Here is a 22,053-nt window from a genome sequence, read left to right on the forward strand (position 1 = left end):
CCCACCTGTTTGAGTGCAGCGAGTTTGGGGATTTCCTCTGGTTTTTAGAAAAATTCTGCACGTTTAGAAGTGTTTGTGCCCGAAACCGGAACAGGAAAGGTCGGGTAAACCGGCCGGGGCAGACCGGACAGCAGGTGCCGACGGGTCGTGAACTGCGACTTTTTTTCTTTTCTCTGGTATTTTCTGCAAAAAATCAGGAATTATGTATTGACATTAGAAGCTTTATTCGTTAAAATACTAAGGTATGTTTACATTGAACTGTCCGTGTCCAGGCTTTGATGCAAAACAAAGAATAACCATATATCAATTAAAATTGGAGGTGTACAGATTTGGCTAACATTAAATCCGCGAAAAAAAGAATTTTAGTTAACGAGACTAAGGCTGCTAGAAACAAAGCGATCAGATCCAGAGTGAAAACATCGATTAAGAAGGTTGACGCTGCTATTACTGCCGGTGACAAGGCTGCTGCACAGGTATGTTTAATAAGCGCAATCGCTGAGATCGATAAGGCTGCTACTAAGGGAGTATATCATAAGAATACTGCTTCCAGAAAAGTATCCCGTATCTCTAAGGCTGTTAACGCAATGGCTTAATTCATAGAAAAACCTGATAAATAAAGGAATTCCCCGTTCGGCTTAACCCACTGGATGGGGATTTTTTTGTTTTATTATATTTTGATTTGTTGCTACTTTGTTACTATTTATAGAAAGTTTCTAATATTTGTAATAGGAAGAAACAGGATATATAATTCCATATACTTCCATGACTTTTCCATATACTCAGATATATTGTTGGAATAAGGGAATGATAATATGAAGGTCAAAGATGTTCTATTTTTAAGTGCATAAGATATTTTAATAACACGGCACGTAAGAATAGATACCAGACTGCTTGAAAAACGGTTTAAAAGATATGGCCGCTGACTCCAGCCAGCGGCATTTTTTTATTTAAGTTGGCGGATATCAACAGATGTGAATACTGTTATAAGGAAACGTGTGGCTGCGGGAAGACCATTCTATCATGAAAACGGTTGATGCAAACACAAATACAAGGAATACTTAAGGCGGCCCAAACGGACCGCCCTTTTTATAGATATCATTAGCAACCACAGTTATCCTGCCTGCAGGAGGCATTGTTACAGCCGTCTCTAAATCCGGCCTCATAAGCTTCTTTTCTTTCTCTGGCACATGGATCGAAGCAGCAATTATTGTTGTTATTGTTGTTATTGCCGCAGTTGCAATTCCAATTGTTATTACAATTATTTTCACAGGGATTGTTGCATACGCATCTGCAGCAATTATTACAGCTATTATTACAGCTATTATTTCTACAACCACACCAGTTACCACAGAGACATCTACATATATTACACATAATTTATTTCCCCTTTTTTATATATGTTAAATTATAATTTATTATATGCAGAGAGAGGACAAAGGTGACAAGTCGTGATTATTCTGTCCACTGTACCACGAGATTCCCTGTCTTAAATTATTCGTAACCAGTAATGCCCCCATATGCTGCCAGATCAGCCTTCCGGGCTGTCCACCCTCTTGCGTGGGCACCACTTCATTTGGCGTCGCAATGCCGGATCACGCGATTCGTTGGGAGCCTCGTCTCCTGGATCAGATGCCGTCCCAGATCCATGCAGTTAAGCCGGGCCTAATGGACCGAAGCAGCCAGCTTTCCATTCTTGTGCGCCTGGCATGAGCAACGGTCCAGTCCCACGGTTAAAACGGACACTCTCATAAGGAAATAGCTTATAACGCCTTATTTATCTTATAGTTCAATCTATTTTATCACAATCTTGCTCTACTTTTAAAACATTTTGTCTATTTCAAAAAAATGCATCACAAAAAGAAACTATATACGTTATTAAAGTGAGTTGTATTTTGCAGCTCATCCCCCCAGGGGCGGAGGTTATCCTTCTCCTCCTCCGCCCTTTAAAAAAGAAAAACACTTCTCACGGCACGCTTCCCGCCAGCATATGATAGAAAAAGCGCATAAGGAAGTTACCCTTGACCAATCTTACTTATCATTATCCATTCACCAATCCCCCGCTGCCATACGCCTATCAGGCACTCGAACCCTATATTGATGAAAAGACCATGAAGCTTCACCACGACCGTCATCTTCAGACTTACGTTGACAATCTTAACAAGGCGCTGGCTGATTATTCCCGGTTTCATAACTGGACGCTGGAACAGCTTATTTACAATATTGCCAGCCTTCCTGAGGAGATCCAGACAGCGGTACGAAATAACGGCGGCGGAGTTTACAACCACCTGCTCTATTTTACCGGCCTGGCTCCCGCTTCGAACCAAATGCCAACCGGTGCACTGGCCGAAGCCATCCGCAGGGAATACGGAAGTCTCGACGCCTTTTTAAAGAAGTTTAAGGAGGCCGCGTTATCCGTCTTCGGCTCCGGATACGCCTGGCTGGTAGTCGCCGCAGATGGTTCTCTCATGATTACTACTACGAAAAATCAGGATACTCCGCTCCCACTGGGCTTGTGCCCCGTCTTCAATCTCGATGTCTGGGAGCACGCCTACTATTTAAAGCACTATAATCTCAGAGCCGACTATATCGACGATTTATTCCATGTAATAAATTGGGAACAGGCAGGCCAGCGTTATATGGCATGTTTTCAGATGCAATAAAATTCAATATCTGAATTTGTATAGAAAAAGGAAGGAAGCTTACCATCAACGGTATCTTCCTTCCTTTTTTCTTCCTTTTTCATTCCGCCGTAAAGACTTCTCAACGTCTTAAAATTTTCTTGTAATCAGCAGTTCGACCGCCATCCGGTCATTCAGCCGCCCGGTCTTCACCGCTTCTTCCGCTTCCACGCACTGAGTCACACAGGAAAGGATCTGCTCCCGTGTAAATGTCTTGGCCTGGGGCATCATCTTGCCTGCCACAAACGGCGGCACCTTAATTCGGGAGGCGATTGCCCCTTTATCCATTCCCTTTGCCATCAGTTCCTTCACCTGCAGAATCTGATTAAACTGCCTGGCTATCAGAAACAGAATTCTCATCGGCGGTTCCTTGAGCGTAAGTAAATCTTCGTACAAATCCATGGCCTTTTTCGTCTGACGGTTCACAATGGCTGTCACCATATCAAAGATCTTATTGGTCACACGAACTGTACAGATCGCTTCCACATCCTCGTCCGTAATCACGTCCCGCCCCATAGTGAAGCTTACCAGTTTTTCCAGCTCCATCCGGATATTTTCCATATCATCTCCGGTCATATTTAAGAGAAGCTCCATGGTACGCCCGGTAATCTTCTTCCCCTCTCTGGCCAGAATTCCTCCTGCCCACCTGGAAAGCTGTGCAAAATCCTGTCTGGCCATCTCCGCCGCATAGCCGATTTCCTTCACCTTTTTGAACATCCGGCTGCGCTTGTCCACTTCAGATTCCACAAAAATGATGCAGGTCGTATCCGCCATCTGGGGCAAATAAGCGACCAGCTCGTCTGACGCACCCTTGAAGAATCCACTGTCCTCGACCATAATCAGACGTTTTTCCGAGAAGAAAGGCATTGTGTCTGCAAGACTGATGAGTTCGTTCAAATCCAGCCCCTTCCCCTCGAAATAGTTATAATTCATGGTATCATCGCCGGATATGGCGGTTCTCATCTGGTTTTTATAGCTGTTTTTTAAAAATGCCTCATCGCCGTACAGCAAATACACCGGTTTGAAGCTATGATTTTTAATATCCTGAGTGAGATTCTGCATGATGTCTTTCCTTTCTACCTGCCTTTCGTCACTGGTACCATTATACTAAGGGAATTCCGATGCGTCAACGAACAAAAACCGCTCTCAATCCAAAAACGCCTTCCACCTCACCCTTTTCCCATCCGTCTTCATCGTAATTGCTCCCCTTTCCGCCGTTCCATAGATTTTCACGCTTCGGTCACCCAGACGTTCCAGTACCTCCTTATGAGGATGGCCGTAGGAATTCCCTTCCGCATAGGAAATCACCGCCCATTTAACGCCCAGGGCGTCTAAAAATGTCTCTCCGGAAGAAAACCGGGAACCATGGTGAGCGGTTTTCAATATCTGAATCTCCGAAAGCACACCCGGTTTTTCCGATAAGGCAGACAAAAGCCGCAGCTCTCCCTCGCCGCTCATATCTCCGGTAAATAAAATATGGCAATTTCCATAGTCCACCTTCAATACCTCGGACTCCTCGTTCTTATCCGCAGGCAGATCAGAAATTCCCGGATAGAGACAGGTCACGCCGATCCCTTCCATATAAAAGCTATCTCCAGCTTCAATCAATGATACTTTTGTCCCCCTGGCCCTGGCCAACTCAGCAAGGCTTAGGAGCGCATCATCTTCCCTTCCCTGGCAGGGCAGAAGCAGATTGCGTATCTCGATCTCCTCACAGGACTCCAGAAGATAGCGAACACCGCTTATATGGTCCAGGTCGCCATGACTGACAAAGGCATACTCAATCACCGATACCCCACAGCTCTTCAGGCACGGCTCCAGCCGGTACTCTCCCAGCTTCTTCTCCGAGGTACTCCCCCCATCAATCAGCATGGCGCCGCGGCCGGAACGAAGCAGAATTCCATCCCCCTGTCCCACATCCAGAAACAGAATCTCCATCCCGTCAACAGGGCGCGGCATCAGAATACAGGGCAGAAATACGCAGATACAGAAAAACAGGACCGTTCTCAGCCATATTGGGCGGGATTTTTCGGCCATTCCAATTATTTCGTCTCCTTCTATTCCCCCTTTTACCTCTTCTCTCTCTTTTACCTCTTTTTTCTCTTTTACCTCTTTTTTCTCTTTTACCTCTTCTCTCTCTTTTTCCGCCTCGTCTCTCTTCCCTACCGCTCTCTTCATCCCGATCAGCACCACCAGCAGCACCATATAATAAAGAATCACAGCCGCAGCAGCCGGCCTTCCCATCACCAGCGTATGATACGGAAGGCGTTCCGTCCCATGGCAGAGCCATTCATAAAACCGCAGTATATAGTGACCGGTTCCCGCGGCCAGCGCACCCGCCTTATAGGAAATCCCGCCCATCAGAGCCGTCCCGATCCCGGAGCATATGACGCCTCCCATCAGCGGGATCACCAGCAGATTCAGGAAAATTCCGTAAACAGGGAACTGAAAGAAATCCCACAGAATTACCGGGAGCGTCACCAGCTGAATCGCAGCACTCACCGCCAGCGCGCCCAGAATCTTTCGCCCCTTCCCCAGATAATCCTGAATGACAGGAAGCACGCCTCCCACGGCAAAGACAGCGCCGAACGACAGCTGAACACCTCCCTGCGTCAAAAGCTCCGGTGTTTCCCATACCAGCATCAGAAGCGCCAGGGACAGCGCCGACAGGAGATCGTAGGTCCTTCCCAGATAAGAGGCCAGGAAACCGGTGCTCATCATGACGACGGCCCGCACCACGGAAGGTGATCCGCCGGTCATCGCGCCGTAGCAGAAGATAAAAGCAGCTCCCGCCAGTCCGGCTCCTTTATAGCCTAAACCGGCTTTTCTTAACAGCTTATATCCCCCCATTCCGATAATCGATAAATGAAGGCCGCTGATGGCCAGCAGATGGGCGATACCGTTCTTCTGATATAAATCCTTAATCTCGCTGTCCAGCGCTTTCTTATCCCCCAAAACGGCCGCAGAAAAGATACCCGCGTCTTCCGCCGCCGCAGATCTCATAATATTCTGCTTCGCCTTTTCCCTGATTTGCCGCAAAAGCTCCGGAAGCGGGGAGACATCTCCTCCCGCAATCTCCACTTCTTCCCCATACATACGGCAGTCCACTCCCTGTCCGCGGTAATAACTCCTGGAATCAAACTCTCCCGGATTCCTGGCGCGTGCAAATAACTCCAGCTTACCTCTCACAGTAACATTACTGCCAATCTTAAAGTCCCGGGCGTCCGGCATATCTTCCGTCGCATCCGTTTTCCACGATACCAGTACACAGGGAATCTGCCGGCTCATGCTGAAGGACCGGCCCTCTCCGCCCCCAGCCAGCGGCCGCACCACATTTTCCTCAAGCGTAATCTGTACCTTTCCCTCAGACTCCTCCACGGCACTCACCCGTCCATGCAGTTCCGAATAAACGCCGGCCATCTCCATACAGGCCCGTTCCCGCGCCTCCCATTTCTGCTTCATATCCCCTGCCCGCCCCATTCCGAGCAGCACAAAAAGGAGGAACACAGGCAGCCACACGGCACCTTTGCTCCTCCTTTTCAGGCATACTGCACCTGTTCCCGCCGCCAGAAGCGCCGGAATCAGAAGTCCTGATGTCAGAGAAAGCAGAACGACGGTCTCTCCAAGTACGAATCCCCCTGCTATCAGACATAATGGACGTTTTATAAATACTTTCCTCCTGTTTACTGCGGACTGTCTTCATTCTCCGCGTTGTAATCCAAGTTGCGTTCAAACAGCTGGTTTAAGGAAATGGAATCCCGGAACATCACATCCTGGGAACCATTGACCGCGATCTGTACTTTATTGACAGACGATACGGCGGCCAGAGAATTCACAATGGAATAGACTGGGATATATTCCTTAACATCCAGCGAATTATTTAAAAATGATGCGTCAAAATTCAAATAACAGACGTTTTCATTGACCGATACGTTTAACAGCTTCGTATCCTTTGGAAGTGTCGCGTTGATTCCCGGCCTGTCCGGCCCGGCGATCAGCTGTTCCACCACCAGCTTCTCCAGTGATGTGGTCACGTTATGTACGACCTCCCGCTGCTCTTTCACCAGCTTTTCTCCGGTGCTGTCTGCAAAATACAGGGTCAGCTCCGTCTTCTCAAACGCGTTGACATTGCTGATATTATCGATAAAATCGGCTCCTGTCATAGCGCCCACCGGCACGCCGGTGCTGTCCATCAAGGGCTGCTCCGCCGTATAGATGGCCACGTAGTCCACGCCCTCCGCCTGGGTCAGTGTCCGCACGAGAGCGGCCCTGCATAAGATCTCCCTCGTCGGATTCATCATGGCGTAATTGTTGTCAAAATAGAGGTAGAGTACCGTATCCTCCAGCTTATACCGTTCAAATCCCACTTTATCCGGGACTGCCGACTGGCGGTCTAAATCCTGCGGCACCGTCTTAAGCTGCTCCATCAGATTGGTGATCTTCCAGTCCGTCTCGGTGGCCGTCCCATCCGCCGGCATCTGCGGCATCGTATAGTCCTGCGGCTCCAGCCTCGTCATGGAGGAATTCATATAGTAAATCTGGTACACTCCCTCCGTCTGTTCCTCATTCCCGTCTCTCCTCTGGCAGCCTGCCAGAACGACAAGAAGCACCAGGAGGAGCAGACTGTATATCCATCGTTTCATAAATTACGTCCTCCTGTTTCTATGGAATATAGGTGAGCGGGATTCTCACGGTAAACGTGGTTCCCTCGCCTTCCTTGCTGGTAAGCCGGATCGCTCCCTGATGCATCAGGATAATATTCTTCGTAATGGCGAGGCCCAGGCCGGTACCCCCGGTCTCCCTGGAACGTGCCTTGTCCACGCGGTAAAATCGTTCAAATATGTGCTCCTGGAATTCCTCCGATATGCCGATTCCGGAGTCTGCCACCTTGACGTAGAAAAACTTGTGATCCGCGTCGAGAGTGACGCGCACCCATCCGCCTTCCACGTTATATTTAATAGCGTTTTCCACCAGATTGTTGAGAGCCAGGGACAGTTTTACCTCGTCCACGTCCGCCGTCACCTCGCGGATGCTCTCAAAGGTCAGCTCCACATTGCGTTTTCCTGCGATAGGACGGAGTCGCTTTAAAATCAGCTCCAGCAGGCCGTTGACATTCACCTGCGCAATGTTTAACTCCGCCCCCGCCGTCTTGTCCATGCGGACCAGAGACAGAAGGTCGTCGATAATCTTGCTCTCCCGGTCAATCTCGTCCGAGATATCCGTCATAAATTCCCGATACAGCTCCACCGGTACGTCATCCATACTCATCAGGGAATCTGCCAGAACACGGATGGAGGTGATGGGCGTCTTCAGCTCATGGGATACATTCGATACGAATTCTTCCCTCGACTGATCCACCGCCTTTAGTTTTTTCAGCGTCTTGCTGATCGATTCCGTAATCTGCCGCGTCTCCGTATACGCGTTGGAGGAGAGTTCCTCATCCAGGTTGCCTTCCTCCACCCGTTTCAGCTTCCACTGCAGCTCCTTAAACGGATTCATCAGAAGCTTGACGAGAAGCACGACGAGAATCGCCAGGATGGAAAATATCATGAGGTGCAGGAAGCTGCCCTTTTCCGACACGGAGGACAGCCGCGTCAGCAGATCCTCGGTGGACGCCGTCACGATCATAACACCGTCGATTACCTTGTCCTCGCTGTTGGAGTAAACCGGGATCGTCAGAGCCGCGTAATTCTTGTCCGAATTATACTTGCTGCTGTTCTCCCCGTTGAAGCATCGGATCACCTCCTCCGATACGTTCAGCTTGCCAAGAGACAGCGAAAATGTATCGGAAACAATCCGGAAATTCTTATTGACGATGACAATTCTGCCATTGAACATGTCCGCTTTCACGGACATCTCATTGTCTAACAGCGTATCCCTGGGTTCATTCACCAGGTAGCCGCCCCGCGTCATCTTATTGCTCAGGATCGAGCACTGGTTCTGAATATCCTGAATCCGCGCATCGATCTGGTTCTGCCTGTAGGTTCCCAGCATGATCTTATTTTGGATCAGCATGGGAGCCAGACCGATGATCAGGAAGAACAGGATCAGCACCAGCCTTAAGCTTACGGTGTGTTTCAGTTTAATCGGTTTTACCTGGAAGAACATCTTAAGCACACCTCCCGGTCTGTTCCGCTCATAGAGACAGCTTCTTCGTACAGGCGACAGCCAGCGCTCCCGGTCCGATGTGGCAGGACACGCTTAAGGATAAGTGGTCCACGTAGATATCGCCGGCCTTCGGGAACAGCTCCATCAGTTCCTTTTTAAATTCAAGAGCCGCCGTCTCATTATCCGTATGGGCTACCGCCATATGGACAGCCGCACCCTCCGGATCGGAAAAACGCTCCTCTAAATCCTTCTTAATGGCTGTAACCATCATACTCTTCGCCTGCTTCATGGTTCTCGCCTTGGCAAATGCATCCAGTTTTTCTCCCTGAATCGTCAAAACCGGCTTAATCTTCAAAAAGGTTCCCAGCAGTGCCGCTGCCGGCGTAATCCGGCCGCCCTTTTTTAAATACTCCAGGGTATCCACCGTAATATAGATGGTAGAATCGAAGGCCGTCTCTTCCAGCACCCTCTTAATCTCTTCCGCGCTCATTCCCTGATCCGCCATGGCCTTCGCCTCGAGAACGGACTGCCGCTGTGTAACAGAAATTCTCTGGTTATTGACCACCAGCACCTTTCCGCCGAAGTCGGCAGCCAGCGCGTGGGCCGTCTCGCAGGAGCTGCTTAAGCCGCTGGACATGGGAATGTGAATCACAGAGTCGTGATCCTTTAACAACTCGTTCCATAAGTCGATCAGAGACGCGGGTGACGGCTGTGACGTGGAGATATCCGCGCCCTCCGCCAGCCTCTCATAAAATGATTTCTGTGTAAGGCTGATATCCTCAAAATACGTCTCTCCAGCCATCATAAAGGGCATCGGAACCACATAGATTCCCGCCTGTCTTCCCTGCTCCTGTGTAATTCCGCTGTTACTGTCCGTAACAATCGCTACTCTCATCTGCTATTCTCCTTCATTTTCCATCTAGTGCCTTCTGGCGTAAATACGCTGGACCGCACTAATTCTGCTCCGCTTCGCCTGCGGAGGTGTACAGCTGGTAATAGATTCCCTGCTTCTTAATCAGTTCCTCGTGATTTCCTTCTTCTATAATATTACTGCCGGACAGGACAAGGATTCTGTCCGCGTTCCGGATGGTTGTCAGCCTGTGTGCAATCGTAAGGGTTGTCCTGCCCGCCGCCAGACGTTCCAGAGACTGCGATACCAGATGTTCGCTCTCGTTGTCCAGGGCAGATGTGGCCTCATCCAGAATCAGGACGGGCGGATTCTTTAAAAATACCCTCGCTATGCTGATCCGCTGCTTCTGGCCGCCTGAAAGCTTCACACCGCGCTCGCCCACATACGTGTCGTAGCCGTCCTTCAGCCCCATGATAAATTCATGGGCTCCCGCCATCTTCGCCGCCGCAAGGATTTCTTCCCTGGAGGCACCCGGATGGCCGTACTCGATGTTCTCATAAACCGTACCCGAGAATAAGTACACATCCTGCTGCACGACGCCGACGCTTCCGCGAAGGCTCTGCAGCGTTACATTCTTAATATCCTGTCCGTCCAGCAGAATCCGTCCCTCGGTAGGATCGTAAAAACGCGGGATCAGATTGCACAGCGTCGTCTTTCCGCCGCCCGACGGCCCCACCAGGGCAACCTTCTCCCCCGGCCTGATCTTTAAATCGATATTCGAAAGGACCGGATTATGATCATCCGGATATTCAAAGGACACACGGTCAAAGGTAATGCTTCCGTGTACATCCCGTAAGGGAACCGCCCCTTCCTCATCGAAAATATCCACCGACGCGTCCATCAGCTCCGTGAAACGCTCGATTCCCGTCATTCCCCTCTGAAACTGCTCCGCAAATTCGATAATTCTGCGGATTGTCGCCAGAAGCGTCGTCACATACATGGTATAGGCCACTAAATCGCCGGGATCGATAAGCCCCTTAATCATAAAGATGCCGCCCGCAACGATGACTACCACGTACATCAGTCCGTCAAACATGCGGATCGTATTCTGGAACGCCGCCATATACTTATAGGTCTGGCGCTTGATATTTAAAAATTCCTGATTGTCCCGGTTGAATTTCTCGATCTCGACACCCTCATTGGCGAAGGCGCGGACCACCTTGTTACCGAGCAAACTGTCCTCGATTCTGGCGTTCAGCTCACCGATATGGTTACGCTGTTTCTTGAATGCCCTCTTCACCTGAATGTTGAAGTAGGAGCAGGAGACCGCCATCACAGGGATAAACACAAATATTATCACCGTCAGGGGAAGATTGATTCCCGCCAGTATGACAAAGGACACAGCGGTCTTCAAAAAGGCGATAAAAAACTCTTCCGGACAATGGTGGGCGAACTCCGTCACATCGAACAAATCGCTGGTAATCCTGGACATGATCTGTCCCACCTTCGTATTGTTGAAATAATTATCCGACAGCTTCTGCAGATGTTCAAATGCATCCTGACGCATATCCGTCTCAATGGCGGCGCCCATCACATGGCCTGTGTACGCCATATAGAAGCTGGCCAGACCGTCCACAACCCGGAGGGCGAAGTAGAGCACACCGATGCCCACAATCGTCTGAACGGTCAGTGAGGCCAGATCCTTCAGTCCCTGATTGGTGATATAGCGCAGGATCAGGGGCAGTATCAGCTCGCAGACCGTAGTCAGCGAGGCGCACAGCAGATCCAATACCATGATCCGCGTGTATTTCTTATAATAGGGAACAAACCGTTTTAAGAGTGTTCCCGTTTTCATCTCTTTCTGTTCCATAAAATCCTCTATTCCGTTATTGTAATCTTCTTTACCAGATCAAGAGCCCACTCCATCTCCCCGGGCTTCCTGCAGGTTATGTTAATATTGGTTCTCTGCTCTTTGTAGAGAACCTGGGCGGACATGTTGTAAAGCATCTCTCCGTCCTTCTCTTCGGGCGCATAAAAGACCGCTTTTCCTTTTCCTTTATCCACATCAAACAGGAACTCCTCTTCCGGCGTCCCCTGTTCGAACCATGCTTTTTTAAATTTGGATGTGCCGCCTGTACCTAAGACCACCGCGTAAATGTAGAGATCATGACCGCCGTATTCCACGCCGTCGTAGTAATGATCCATGCCGTTGCGGCAGTTTTCGTCGAACATGAAAGATCCCGGCAGGCAGAATTTCATATTGCCCAGCTTCCGGTAAATGAGATGTCTCCGGCAGCCCACGAAAAGCTCTCTCGAAAGCGGCTCCGCATGGCTTACATCCACCGGTTCATGCTCTGCGAGGCGGCATATCTCCAGATATTCTTTTAATGGAAACGGCAGGCTGGAATCCATGGCCAGCGCCTTTTCCAGGCACTCAATAATCCTGTCATTGACCTTCTTATCCGTCTCGCACCTGCTGGAGGGCATAAAAAAGCAGCTCTGATTTAAAAGCACCAGTGCGCAGTTTCTGTAGTAAACGGCATCCTTTTCAATCTCATTCCAAATAAAAAAATCCCTGGCAAATGCCATACTGAGTCCTGAATTCACGACTCCGCGAATTTCCATAAACGAAAAAGGGCGGATATGTGTAATCAGCTTTCCTTCCTGCTTCTCCGGTATATAGTAGCTGGAAGGCCAGCAAAATGTATATTCCGGCCCATTCTCCCATCCGGACACCAGTTTCATCAGATCCATAAACCACTGATAGAAATACTTTCTCCGCATAGTCAGAAAATCTCTTCTCCAGTAATAGCCCGTCTTGTCATCAACTTTTAATTTTAATTTTCCTTGCCCGGCCAGCTGCTCTAAAAATGCTATGACAGCCACATGAAAGCCGGGCCCCACGATGTTGGTCTGGGACTCCCCCCGCAGAACCCGTTTATCCCAGTGGAACCATATATAGCCCTCTGGACAGAGCCTGCAAAGCAGACATCCGGATAGAGACTCGCATGTATAGCCCTGCTCTCCAGCCAGTTCCTTAATCATCGTCTCCGCGGCATCCGGCGTCCATTCACGGTAGCCGGTCAGCCGGTTCTTTGGCCTTAACGCAAACCTGATCCTAATACTCATCTGAAACCCTTCCTAATATGTCTTTCTCTATTCTATCGTATTTTGCTCAGAAAGGGAAGCATAAAACGCCCTTACTTTTTTGTATTTTCATTTCTTCATAGACGAAATTGTGATTGAGAGGTATAATTTACCTATATTACCATATGCAAAGGAGAACGTCATGCCATACTGTCCTAAATGTGACATGGAATTTATCAAAGGAGTTACCGTCTGTTCCGACTGCGGCGGTCCCCTGTTTGAATCGAAGGAGGAAGCCCTCGCCATGCAGAAGGCGGCGCTGGCAAAGGAGCCGGACGCCCTGATGCAGGAAGACATGGACAGCGAGGCCTCGGGCGAGGAATCCGGGGAGATGCCGAAGGCGGAAAAGCCGGTGCGTCCGCCCGCTGCTTACGTGAAGAAATCTCAGAAATACGAAGACCGCAAGTCCAGCGCCTCCGCATTTTTACTGGTTGGAGGAGCCATCACCGTCTTTGCCGTCTTATGCTGGGCAGGCATTTTCGACATGCCCATGGCGGGTTTTTCCAAGTACCTGATTCAGGGTACGCTGACCGTTATGGGGATCGGCTGTCTGATCATCGCCTTCCTGACATTCCGCTCCGCCAAGGGCATGGCCAGTGAGATTGAGGAAGAAGAAAAACAGACGGAGGAGCTGATCTCCTGGTTCCTCTCTGCCTACCGCAGGGAAGATATTGATGGGCGCCTCGATGCCGATTTTTCTGATTTGGGCGAGGATGAGAGGAATCTCAAGCGGTTCGAGCTGATTTCTGACCTCCTCATTACCTCGAAGGACCTTCCCGACCAGGCTTACGTGGATGCACTGTGTGAAGAGATCTATTCAAAGCTGTTTGACGAGTAATGCGCGAATAACGAAGGAACCGCCGCCTGCAGGTCTTGCCTGCCGGCGGCGGTTCTTTTATACTGATTTATTCCTTTGTCAGGCTGCCCTTCTTGGAACGTGTCTTGCTGTAGAGTACCAGCAGGATTGAACCGATGACGCCTGCAGAAATCGCATTGCTGATAGCAGCTACGACGCCCTGTGTCACGACCAGGTTTGCCGGCTCTGCATAGACTACGACATCCAGAAGCGGTGCTACGATAACCCACGCAACAAAGTTACCGATAATCTGGTAAATATTGAAAAGAACGATATCCTTCTTTCCAAATTCACCGTCTTCCACATGAAGCTTCGGATATACGAGACCGATAATGAAGCAGGAAATGCCGCTGGCAACTACCCAGCTCCACCATATAGACCCATACTGAATACCGTCAGACAGCGCATGTCCGATGAATGCAATCAGTCCGCCCGCGATCGGTCCGAACAGAGCGGCGAAAAACGCGCCGATGCCGTATGCGGTCTGAATGTCGGTTTCCGGAATTCCGGTCGGAATCTTCACGTACATAAATAACAGGGTGAATAAAGCCGCGCCAAGTCCGGTTGCAACGATGGTCTTTGTTTTGAACTCAAATAACTTTTTCATGATTACCCTCCTTTGGTTGGTAGATTACGAGTTAAGACTACTCAAATTCCCATAATTTGTCAAGTAAATTCTACTTTGTAAACTCAACCGTCCATTCTGGCCCGTATCCCAGATTATACTTGTCACAGAAGCTTCCCTGGCTGACGGCCAGAGACACCTTCATGAGCTCATTGTTATAAATCATCGGATCGCCCTTTTCAGCGAAACCGAAGCTCTGATGGAATAATACCTTCTGCTGGAAAGCCACCTCTCCGTCATGCTTTACCGTTACATTGACATAGTCACCGTAAGCAAATCCCGCGCGGTTAAAGTCTTCCAGTCTGATGTTCGTCCATAAGTTTCCAAAGTTAGGATCATTGATTTCGAATACACCGCAGGCCTTTCCCTCTGTAATCTCCGGTTCCAGAATCGGGTGCTCCACGATCTCCTCCACCGGGTACTCCGGTCCTACGCCCTCAAAATCGATGATTCCGCTGGCCAGACGAGCCGCTGTATAGCCGAATAAATCACGGCCGTGGAAGATGGCAACGCCTTCCGTGCCTTTTCCTCTCAGACGGTTTACTGTCTCGTCGATCTCACGAACCGCTTCGATGCCGATCATCTTCTTTACATGTGTCAGAGAGCCATTATCCGGCGTTACGATATAGTATCCGTCAACCGTCTTTGCCACACAGGCGCGGCGCTTCGTTCCTACTCCAGGATCCACGACAGACACGTAAACGGTTCCTTCCGGCCAGAACTGAAGGCTCTGATATAAGCGGTAGCTGGCGCTCCAGGTGTCATACTGCGGAAGCTCATGGGTACCGTCCATAATCTCCAGCTCACGGTCCACACACTTCACCACGCCGTACATGGAGCTGACTGCGCCTTCTTTGTAAGTAAAATCTGTCTGAAATACTAAAATTGGTTTCATAGCTTTTCTCCTTTATGATTGTTTAAATGAATGGGTTATAGAATCTGGAACCTCCATTGACAAAAAATGTCATAGCCAGAGATCCCAGGAAAATCGCCAATGCTGCCGCCATCGCGCACCAGTCCACAGTCTTTAATGGCTTTGCCACGTACCATGTCCGATTTTTCTTCTTTCCGAAGCCGCGTAAATCCATGGCATTGCTGATCAGCTCAATCCTGTCCAGCGTGGAAAAGATCAGGGGCACACAGATATTCATCACGTTTTTTACCCTCGTTCCCAGCTTTTCCTTCCTGGATAAATCCAGTCCTCTGCTCTGCTGTGCCAGCGCGATATCCTGGTAATTCCGGATAGTATCCGGAAAATACCGGAGTGTCAGAGAAAGCGCGTAGGCCGCCTTGTAATTACAGCCCACGCGGTTGATGGAGGCCGCAAACTCACTTGGGTTGGTCGTCAGTAAGAAAATCATTCCCAGAGGTACCACGGAGGCGTATTTGGCCACCTTCGTCACCTGATAGAGCAGCTGCTCTTCCGTCACCGTGTAGCGGCTGTTGAACCGAAACAGCTCGTGGGTCGTTCCGTAAATTTCCGTTCCGTACTGCGGACTGAAGATATAGGTCAGCACAAAGTTGATGGCTAGAAATACGACAACATAAATTGCCATCAGCTTGATCTGTTTAAACTGCAGGCCCGACATGGCGAAGAAGATGACGGACAGCACCATGACAAACAGGATGTAGCGGATATCGTAGGAAAACATGACCGCGAAGGTCAAACCGATGAAGCATACCAGCTTCGTAAGCCCCGATAAATTAAAGATTAAATTATCCCGGTCTATGTAGTCGAACAATTTGCTTTTCATGCGTGACGAAGCCCCCTTTCGTAATCGATGAAGTTCTGGACGAAGCCCTCCGGATTCTCCACCCCGCATGCCACGGCCAGCTCATAGAGGGAGGTGATCTTTAGGTTCGCCTGCTCCGTTATCGTCTCATTGGTCAGTATCTCCGCCGAGGTTGCATCCCCGATCTTCTGCCCGTCGGAGATTACAATGGCGTGAGGCGTATACTCCAGCATCAGATGCATGTCATGGGTAATCATGATAATGGTGACCCCCTCGCTGTTCAGGCTCTTTAAAAATTCCATGATCTCCGTATAGTGGTGGAAATCCTGGCCCGCCGTGGGCTCATCCAGAATCAGGATCTTCGGATCCAGAACCAGCGCGGAGGCAATGGTAACGCGCTTCTTCTGGCCAAAGCTCAGCGCGGAGATGGGCCACTTCTTAAATGGAGCCAGGCCGCAGATCTTCAGCGCTTTTTCCACACGTTTTTCCGTCTCCGCCTCATCAATCCCCCGAATTCTAAGTCCAAGCGCCACTTCATCGTAAATCATGGGCTTACAGATCATCTGATTAGGATTCTGCATCACGAAACCAATCATCCGGGAACGCTCCTTGATCGTCTTCCCCTTCAAATCTTCGCCCTCGTACAGAAGACGTCCCTCGTCTTCCGTGACAAATCCGCAGATTACCTTGGCCAGGGTGCTCTTGCCGGCGCCGTTGGTGCCCACGATGCTGACCATCTCCCCTTCCCTGATGTGGAAATTGATGTCCTTCAGAATTCTTCGTTTCTTCGTATACTGGAAGCTTAAATGTTCCGCTGCCAGAATATCGGGCCTGTTATTCACTTCCCGGTCCGGCACACGGCTCAGCGCCCATTTCTGCACCGCCTCCTTTACCATGTCGATCCGCAGCGTCTCCATACGGCCGGGGCGCATCTCCGGCGTTACCCTGACTCCCGCGTACTTCAGTGCGGTGGCATAGAGGGGCTCCCGGATTCCCATTTTCGGAAGGATGTCCGCCGCGATCAGCTCGTCCGGCGACATGTCTGCTGCAATCCGGCCATCATTTACCACCACGATCCGGTCCACATCGCGGTAAAGCACATCCTCCAGACGGTGCTCGATAATCACAACCGTCTTTCCCAGTTCCTTCCACACGTGATCGATCAGATCGATGGCCGTCTTTCCCGTGGCCGGGTCTAAATTGGCCAGCGGCTCGTCAAAGAGCAGGATATCCACATCATCAACCATGACGCCTGCGAAGGATACTCTCTGCTTCTGTCCCCCAGACAGCTCGAAAGGAGAAGATTTTAAAAGATTTCCCATGTCCACCATGTCCGCCACCTTCTGGACGGCTTCCTTCATCTTGCCCTGGTCCACACAGTCGTTTTCCAGTGCAAACGCGATGTCCTCGCCCACCGTCAGTCCGATGAACTGGCCATCCGCGTCCTGAAGCACGGTGCCCACCATTTTCGACAGCTCGAAGATATTCATCTCCCTCGTCTCTCTGCCGTTGATTTTAAGGCTTCCTTCAATCTCCCCCTTATAGGCAAAAGGGATCAGACCGTTTAAACAGTTTCCCAGGGTGCTCTTACCGCTTCCGCTGGGGCCGACGATGAGAACCTTTTCCCCTTCATAGATCGTTAAATTGATATCATGAAGGGTCGGTTCCGCCTGGCTGAAATAGTGAAACTGGAATGAATTGAACTGAATAATTGGTTTCTTATTCGTATCCATATATGCCTCCTAGTTATGAGCATTTGGCGGTTACGCCTGCAGCTGACAGTCAACCTGATATTTGTCAGGAATGAAATAATATTTAATCCGGGCGGCGGGTGTATAATCCGGCCCGTATAAAATCTGTTCCATATGAAGAAGCACAGTTCCCTCCGGTATATCCATATAGGAGATCACCTGTTCATCGGCGGCCACCACCTGAATTGTCATGTGGGCTTTCACCGCCTTCTGATAAATCAAACTGTCCATAAAATGAAGAAGCTGTTCCTCGTCGGGTTCCTTTTCATCTATGCCGCTCCCCATGATCATCTCCATGGGAATCTGCAGAAAGGACTGGCCGATGGGACCTTCTTCGCCCCAGTATACGTTATTGCTCGCCAGGACTTCGTCGCCGTCCTTAAGCTTTAGCTTCTGTTTTGCAATATTCGTCGGAAGTCCGATATTGTAATCCATAGTCACCCGGCTCACCGGTTCCTTGGCACACTCTCTCAAAAAATTATACAGGTTCTTCTTTTCATTTCTGCGGCAGTCGTAGGATACGAAGGTTCCCTTTCCCTGCCGTTTATAGATAAATCCGTCCTGTGTCAGAATGGTCAGCGCCTGCCTCAGCGTGTTCCGGCTCACCTTATAGGCCGCCGCCAGCACATTTTCACTGGGAAGAAGGCTGTCCTTCTCATAGACGCCATCCATTAAATCCTGAAACAGCCGGTTATAAACCGGTATGTAGGATGGCAGCCGGCTCTTTCCCTCTTCCGGCTTCTTAGGGGTCAGCGTTCCCCAGATTCCGGCCTTCTGAAAGCCGATCTGCACGAACAGATTATGTTCTTCCCCTCTGTCGCAGAAGAGACACGGTTTCTTCCCCTCCGCCAGAATATCGCGGCTTATCCGGCTGACCAGCAGGGCCTCTAAGTTCTTTCCCCGTTCCTTTTCCTTCACAGCTGCGCCGCCTAACATGACGGTAAACGGGCTCTTCGCTGCGCTGTTCACATGGGCGATAATTTCTCCGTTCCGCTCCAGATAGAGGTGGGTCCCGTCTCCGCTCTTTAACCGGTCCGCGATCATCTCTTTTGAAGCATAAAGCGCGCGTATCTCCGGAATCGTCATGAGAAATGCATGAATCTTATCCTCGTCTCCCGGCACGCCCTTTTTCATGGTCACGCCCTCCGGCAGTCCGGCCTCGCCGATGAGGTGCGCACTGTCCTCCAGGAGATAGAGGTTCTTCTCCGCCAGCTCATATCCGGGAAGCCATCTGCCGACCGCTTTCGTCAGCTCCGCCTTTCCCATGATCACATCCGGCTTCCATTCTTCGGTGAGTGTTCTTAAAAACTCCCCGTCGATGTTCCCTGCCTCCCCTGCCACAATTAAGTTCCCGTAAAACTTCAGATAAACATGAGTAATCCGGTCTTCTTCCAGCCCCGCGTATACGGTCTGAAACTCCTGATCGAATCCGTAATTGCCGATATCTGCCAGCAGAAATGTGTGATAGACCGCATCATTCTGCAAAAAATCCAGCAGCCGGCTCTCATCTTCCCCGGTACATCTCTTAACCATAGGCACCTCCCATCCAACTTGTTCAACAAGTTAAGTTTAGTACAGAGATCCCCTTCTGTCAACACATTTCTACAAAGTTTACAGGTAAAATCATTTACTTTTTGTTCAGTCTTTCGGATATGCTTTCGGATAACAGTTCAGCCTCTGCTGCGAGCTGCCGCTGTCTGGCCCGGCGTTTTCGCTTCCCGGACCTTTTCTGTGACTTTGCAGGGCATTAGCAGTTCTTAACGCGCAGAATTTTTCGTTCAGGGGAAATCCCCACCTGTCTGAGCGCAGCGAGTTTGGGGATTTTCACTGGTTTTTAGAAAAATCCTGCACGTTTAGAAATGCTTATGCCCGAAACCGGAACAGAAAAGGTCCGGAAAGCGAAAACGCCGGGCCAGACAGCGGCAGCTCGCAGCAGAGACTGAACTGTTACACTTCCGGATATTTTTCGAGGCATGCGCATTGACAATTGGGAGGCCATTGACTAGACTATTATACAGAGTATAGTAAGAGGTATTTTTACCGCTTTTAAAGTATGGAGAGGAGAAACTTATGTCACAAAATCAGGTATCACAGAACCATACATCACAAAACCTTCCCCGTAAGGAAACCATGAAGGCCGTCGTCTACGAAGGCAATGGAATCCTGCGTTTAGAGGAACGGCCAATCCCACATATCATGACCCCCAGGGATGCCGTCGTGAGAGTTACGCTCACCACCATCTGCTCCAGCGATATCCATATCCTGCACGGCGCAGTTCCCAGGGCTGTTCCGGGCACCATACTGGGCCATGAATTTGTGGGGATCGTGGAAGAGACTGGAAGTGAGGTGACACGGGTAAAACCCGGCGACAGGGTTGCCGTCAATGTGGAGACCTTCTGCGGGGAGTGCTTTTACTGCCAGCGCGGCTATGTCAATAACTGTACTGATGAGCATGGCGGCTGGGCTCTCGGCTGCCGGATCGACGGAGGTCAGTCGGAGTACGTCCGCATTCCATTTGCGGACAACGGCCTCACGCCGATTCCCGATTCTGTGACCGATGAAGCCGCCCTTTTTACGGGGGACATCCTATCCACCGGCTACTGGGGCGCGGGGCTTGCGGAGATCGGGGAGGGCGGCACGGCGGCCGTCATCGGAGCCGGCCCTACCGGCTTATGCACCATGATGTGTGCCCGCCTCTATCATCCGGGGAAGCTGATCGCCATCGATACCTCCCAGGAACGCCTGGAGCTTGCCAAACGCCGCGGTCTTGCCGATTACACCCTAAACCCGCGCAATGAAAATGTCCTGGAAAGAGTGCTGGAACTCACATCCGGCCGGGGCGCCGACTCTGTTCTCGAGGTGGCCGGAGGGAAGGACACCTTCCAGATGGCCTGGCAGATCGCCCGTCCCAACGCGGTTGTCTGCGTCGCCGCACTCTATGAGGAACCGCAGGTACTTCCTCTGCCTTCTATGTATGGGAAAAATCTGATTTTCAAGACAGGAGGCGTCGATGCCAATTCCTGCAGTGAAATTTTGAAGCTGATTGAGGAAGGAAAGCTGGATACCGGCTGCCTCATCACACACCGGACGGATTTAGCCCATATCCTGGAGGCTTACGAGATATTTGAAAAGCAGGCCGATCATGTCATAAAATACGCGATTACCATCTGACCGGACGATCATAAGACAAAAAAGCAAGAGCAAAGACTCCGGCCCGCCGGACTATCGCGCCGGAGCGCGGTCGCTTCAGCGGCCATACTTCCTTAGCGCGATAAAGACGGCTGTCCCGCCCGCTCCTTCTTCCGGAGCGGCGGGACAGCCGTCTTCTATGTCTATTCACTTTTTCATCCTTTATCTATTAAATCAGATAAAGTGTTTAGTCTTCGTATATAATCTTAGGCGCCTTACGCATCGTAATCTGCCACTTATTCCCTGTTCCAATGTTATAGGCCTTTGCAAAGCTGCCCTGATTGATGGCTACCGCCATGCAGTCCAGGCTGTTCACATAGATGAGCGGTTCGCCTACATAAACGTCGGCAAAGCTCTTTGCATAAACCAGAATATTCTTGTACAGGGTTCTCGTCTCATTCTCAATACTGATTTCCACACGCTGTCCGTGTTTTACACCAATCTTCAAAAACAGGTCTCTGGAGATATTGGTCCACAGGCTTCCGAATCTGACGTCGAGCACATCGATGGTACCGCTCACACGCTCTCCGTTATAAGCCGCTTCCACAACAGGAAGCTCGATGACGCTTTCCGCTTCCACGGAAGGGCCTACTCCCTCGAAGGTGATGACACCGGCAGCCAGCCTCGCCCCAGTATAAGCGTAAATATCACGGCCATGGAACGTATAGCTCTCTCCCGATCCCGGCAGGCGGTTCACATTCTCATCGATGATACGCGCTTCCGTGATTCCGCACATCCGCTTCACATGGGTCAGTGTTCCATTGTCAGGTGTCACTATGTACTGTCCCGTGGTGGTCTTCGCCACAATGCTTCGTCTCGTCGATCCCACTCCCGGATCCACAACGCTGACAAATACCGACCCCTCCGGCCAATAGTTCACCGTCTGTATCAGCCGGTAGGATGCTTCCCAGATATCATACTGGGGAATATCGTGTGTCAAGTCCGTAATCCGAAGTTCCGGGTCTACCCCATAGGATACTCCATACATTGCGCAGACAGCCCCGTCCGCAGTGCCAAAATCTGTTTGAATAATAAGTGGTTTTCTCATATTCATCTTTCCTTTAGTGCTAAGGGAGTTGTTTAGAAACCCTTGCACATTTAGTATAGATTTCTTTG

18 protein-coding genes are annotated in these 22,053 nt (G+C 50.2%); 4 read left to right on the forward strand and 14 right to left on the reverse strand.

Going from position 1 to position 22,053, the window contains the following annotated elements:
• Nucleotides 1-329: 329 nt before the first annotated feature.
• Entirely contained in the window at nucleotides 330-593 is a 264-nt protein-coding gene (gene rpsT, locus H8S80_RS14790; protein WP_002602465.1) for a 30S ribosomal protein S20, read from the forward strand.
• Between the two features lie 465 nt (nucleotides 594-1,058).
• Here rpsT and H8S80_RS14795 read toward each other — a convergent pair whose 3' ends face one another.
• On the reverse strand, nucleotides 1,059-1,349 hold the full coding sequence (locus H8S80_RS14795) for a hypothetical protein (RefSeq protein WP_025530560.1): 291 nt from the start codon (nucleotides 1,347-1,349) through the stop codon (nucleotides 1,059-1,061).
• Between the two features lie 669 nt (nucleotides 1,350-2,018).
• On the opposite strand from H8S80_RS14795, the gene H8S80_RS14800 reads away from it, so the two are divergent.
• The gene (locus H8S80_RS14800; protein ID WP_117632930.1) at nucleotides 2,019-2,660 is read left to right on the forward strand and encodes a superoxide dismutase; all 642 of its coding nucleotides are present in this window, start codon (nucleotides 2,019-2,021) and stop codon (nucleotides 2,658-2,660) included.
• 108 nt (nucleotides 2,661-2,768) lie between these two features.
• On the opposite strand, the gene holA is transcribed toward H8S80_RS14800, so the two are convergent.
• From holA to H8S80_RS14835, 7 genes are all read right to left on the reverse strand, one after another.
• Nucleotides 2,769-3,740, reverse strand: a complete 972-nt coding sequence (holA, locus tag H8S80_RS14805) for a DNA polymerase III subunit delta (protein ID WP_117632929.1) — start codon at nucleotides 3,738-3,740, stop codon at nucleotides 2,769-2,771.
• Nucleotides 3,741-3,824: 84 nt separating this feature from the next.
• Nucleotides 3,825-6,344 (reverse strand): ComEC/Rec2 family competence protein, encoded by a 2,520-nt coding sequence (locus H8S80_RS14810; protein ID WP_320959146.1) that lies wholly within the window; start codon nucleotides 6,342-6,344, stop codon nucleotides 3,825-3,827.
• Nucleotides 6,345-6,361: 17 nt separating this feature from the next.
• Nucleotides 6,362-7,321, reverse strand: coding sequence for a GerMN domain-containing protein (locus H8S80_RS14815; RefSeq protein WP_025530558.1), 960 nt, complete (start codon nucleotides 7,319-7,321; stop codon nucleotides 6,362-6,364).
• 19 nt (nucleotides 7,322-7,340) lie between these two features.
• Nucleotides 7,341-8,786, reverse strand: coding sequence for a sensor histidine kinase (locus tag H8S80_RS14820; protein WP_002602460.1), 1,446 nt, complete (start codon nucleotides 8,784-8,786; stop codon nucleotides 7,341-7,343).
• 28 nt (nucleotides 8,787-8,814) lie between these two features.
• A complete protein-coding gene (locus H8S80_RS14825; RefSeq protein ID WP_002602459.1) occupies nucleotides 8,815-9,681 on the reverse strand; it encodes a DegV family protein in 867 nt (288 codons plus the stop codon).
• 58 nt (nucleotides 9,682-9,739) lie between these two features.
• Nucleotides 9,740-11,506, reverse strand: a complete 1,767-nt coding sequence (locus tag H8S80_RS14830; RefSeq protein WP_117632927.1) for an ABC transporter ATP-binding protein — start codon at nucleotides 11,504-11,506, stop codon at nucleotides 9,740-9,742.
• An 8-nt stretch (nucleotides 11,507-11,514) separates the two neighbouring features.
• A complete protein-coding gene (locus H8S80_RS14835) occupies nucleotides 11,515-12,765 on the reverse strand; it encodes a hypothetical protein (RefSeq protein ID WP_002602457.1) in 1,251 nt (416 codons plus the stop codon).
• Between the two features lie 160 nt (nucleotides 12,766-12,925).
• Between H8S80_RS14835 and H8S80_RS14840 the strand changes: the two genes are divergently transcribed.
• Nucleotides 12,926-13,621 carry a hypothetical protein gene (locus H8S80_RS14840; protein ID WP_002602456.1) on the forward strand — a complete coding sequence of 232 codons (696 nt, stop codon included), beginning with the start codon at nucleotides 12,926-12,928 and terminating at the stop codon, nucleotides 13,619-13,621.
• Nucleotides 13,622-13,688: 67 nt separating this feature from the next.
• Here H8S80_RS14840 and H8S80_RS14845 read toward each other — a convergent pair whose 3' ends face one another.
• From H8S80_RS14845 to H8S80_RS14865, 5 genes are all read right to left on the reverse strand, one after another.
• Nucleotides 13,689-14,246 (reverse strand): ECF-type riboflavin transporter substrate-binding protein, encoded by a 558-nt coding sequence (locus H8S80_RS14845; protein ID WP_002602455.1) that lies wholly within the window; start codon nucleotides 14,244-14,246, stop codon nucleotides 13,689-13,691.
• Nucleotides 14,247-14,316: 70 nt separating this feature from the next.
• A complete protein-coding gene (locus H8S80_RS14850; protein ID WP_002602454.1) occupies nucleotides 14,317-15,159 on the reverse strand; it encodes an SAM hydrolase/SAM-dependent halogenase family protein in 843 nt (280 codons plus the stop codon).
• 22 nt (nucleotides 15,160-15,181) lie between these two features.
• On the reverse strand, nucleotides 15,182-16,018 hold the full coding sequence (locus H8S80_RS14855; protein WP_002602453.1) for an energy-coupling factor transporter transmembrane component T family protein: 837 nt from the start codon (nucleotides 16,016-16,018) through the stop codon (nucleotides 15,182-15,184).
• Nucleotides 16,015-17,730: an ABC transporter ATP-binding protein gene (locus H8S80_RS14860; protein WP_117632926.1), complete on the reverse strand. Its 1,716-nt coding sequence runs from the start codon at nucleotides 17,728-17,730 to the stop codon at nucleotides 16,015-16,017. Before H8S80_RS14860 ends, H8S80_RS14855 begins: the two co-directional genes overlap by 4 nt.
• 30 nt (nucleotides 17,731-17,760) lie before the next feature.
• A complete protein-coding gene (locus H8S80_RS14865) occupies nucleotides 17,761-19,281 on the reverse strand; it encodes a GntR family transcriptional regulator (protein WP_117632925.1) in 1,521 nt (506 codons plus the stop codon).
• A 597-nt stretch (nucleotides 19,282-19,878) separates the two neighbouring features.
• On the opposite strand from H8S80_RS14865, the gene H8S80_RS14870 reads away from it, so the two are divergent.
• On the forward strand, nucleotides 19,879-20,919 hold the full coding sequence (locus H8S80_RS14870; protein WP_412300688.1) for an alcohol dehydrogenase: 1,041 nt from the start codon (nucleotides 19,879-19,881) through the stop codon (nucleotides 20,917-20,919).
• A gap of 205 nt (nucleotides 20,920-21,124) precedes the next feature.
• On the opposite strand, the gene H8S80_RS14875 is transcribed toward H8S80_RS14870, so the two are convergent.
• Nucleotides 21,125-21,985, reverse strand: coding sequence for an SAM hydrolase/SAM-dependent halogenase family protein (locus tag H8S80_RS14875; RefSeq protein WP_002602449.1), 861 nt, complete (start codon nucleotides 21,983-21,985; stop codon nucleotides 21,125-21,127).
• Nucleotides 21,986-22,053: the final 68 nt, after the last annotated feature.

The sequence above is a fragment of the Hungatella sp. L36 genome, assembly GCF_014288035.1.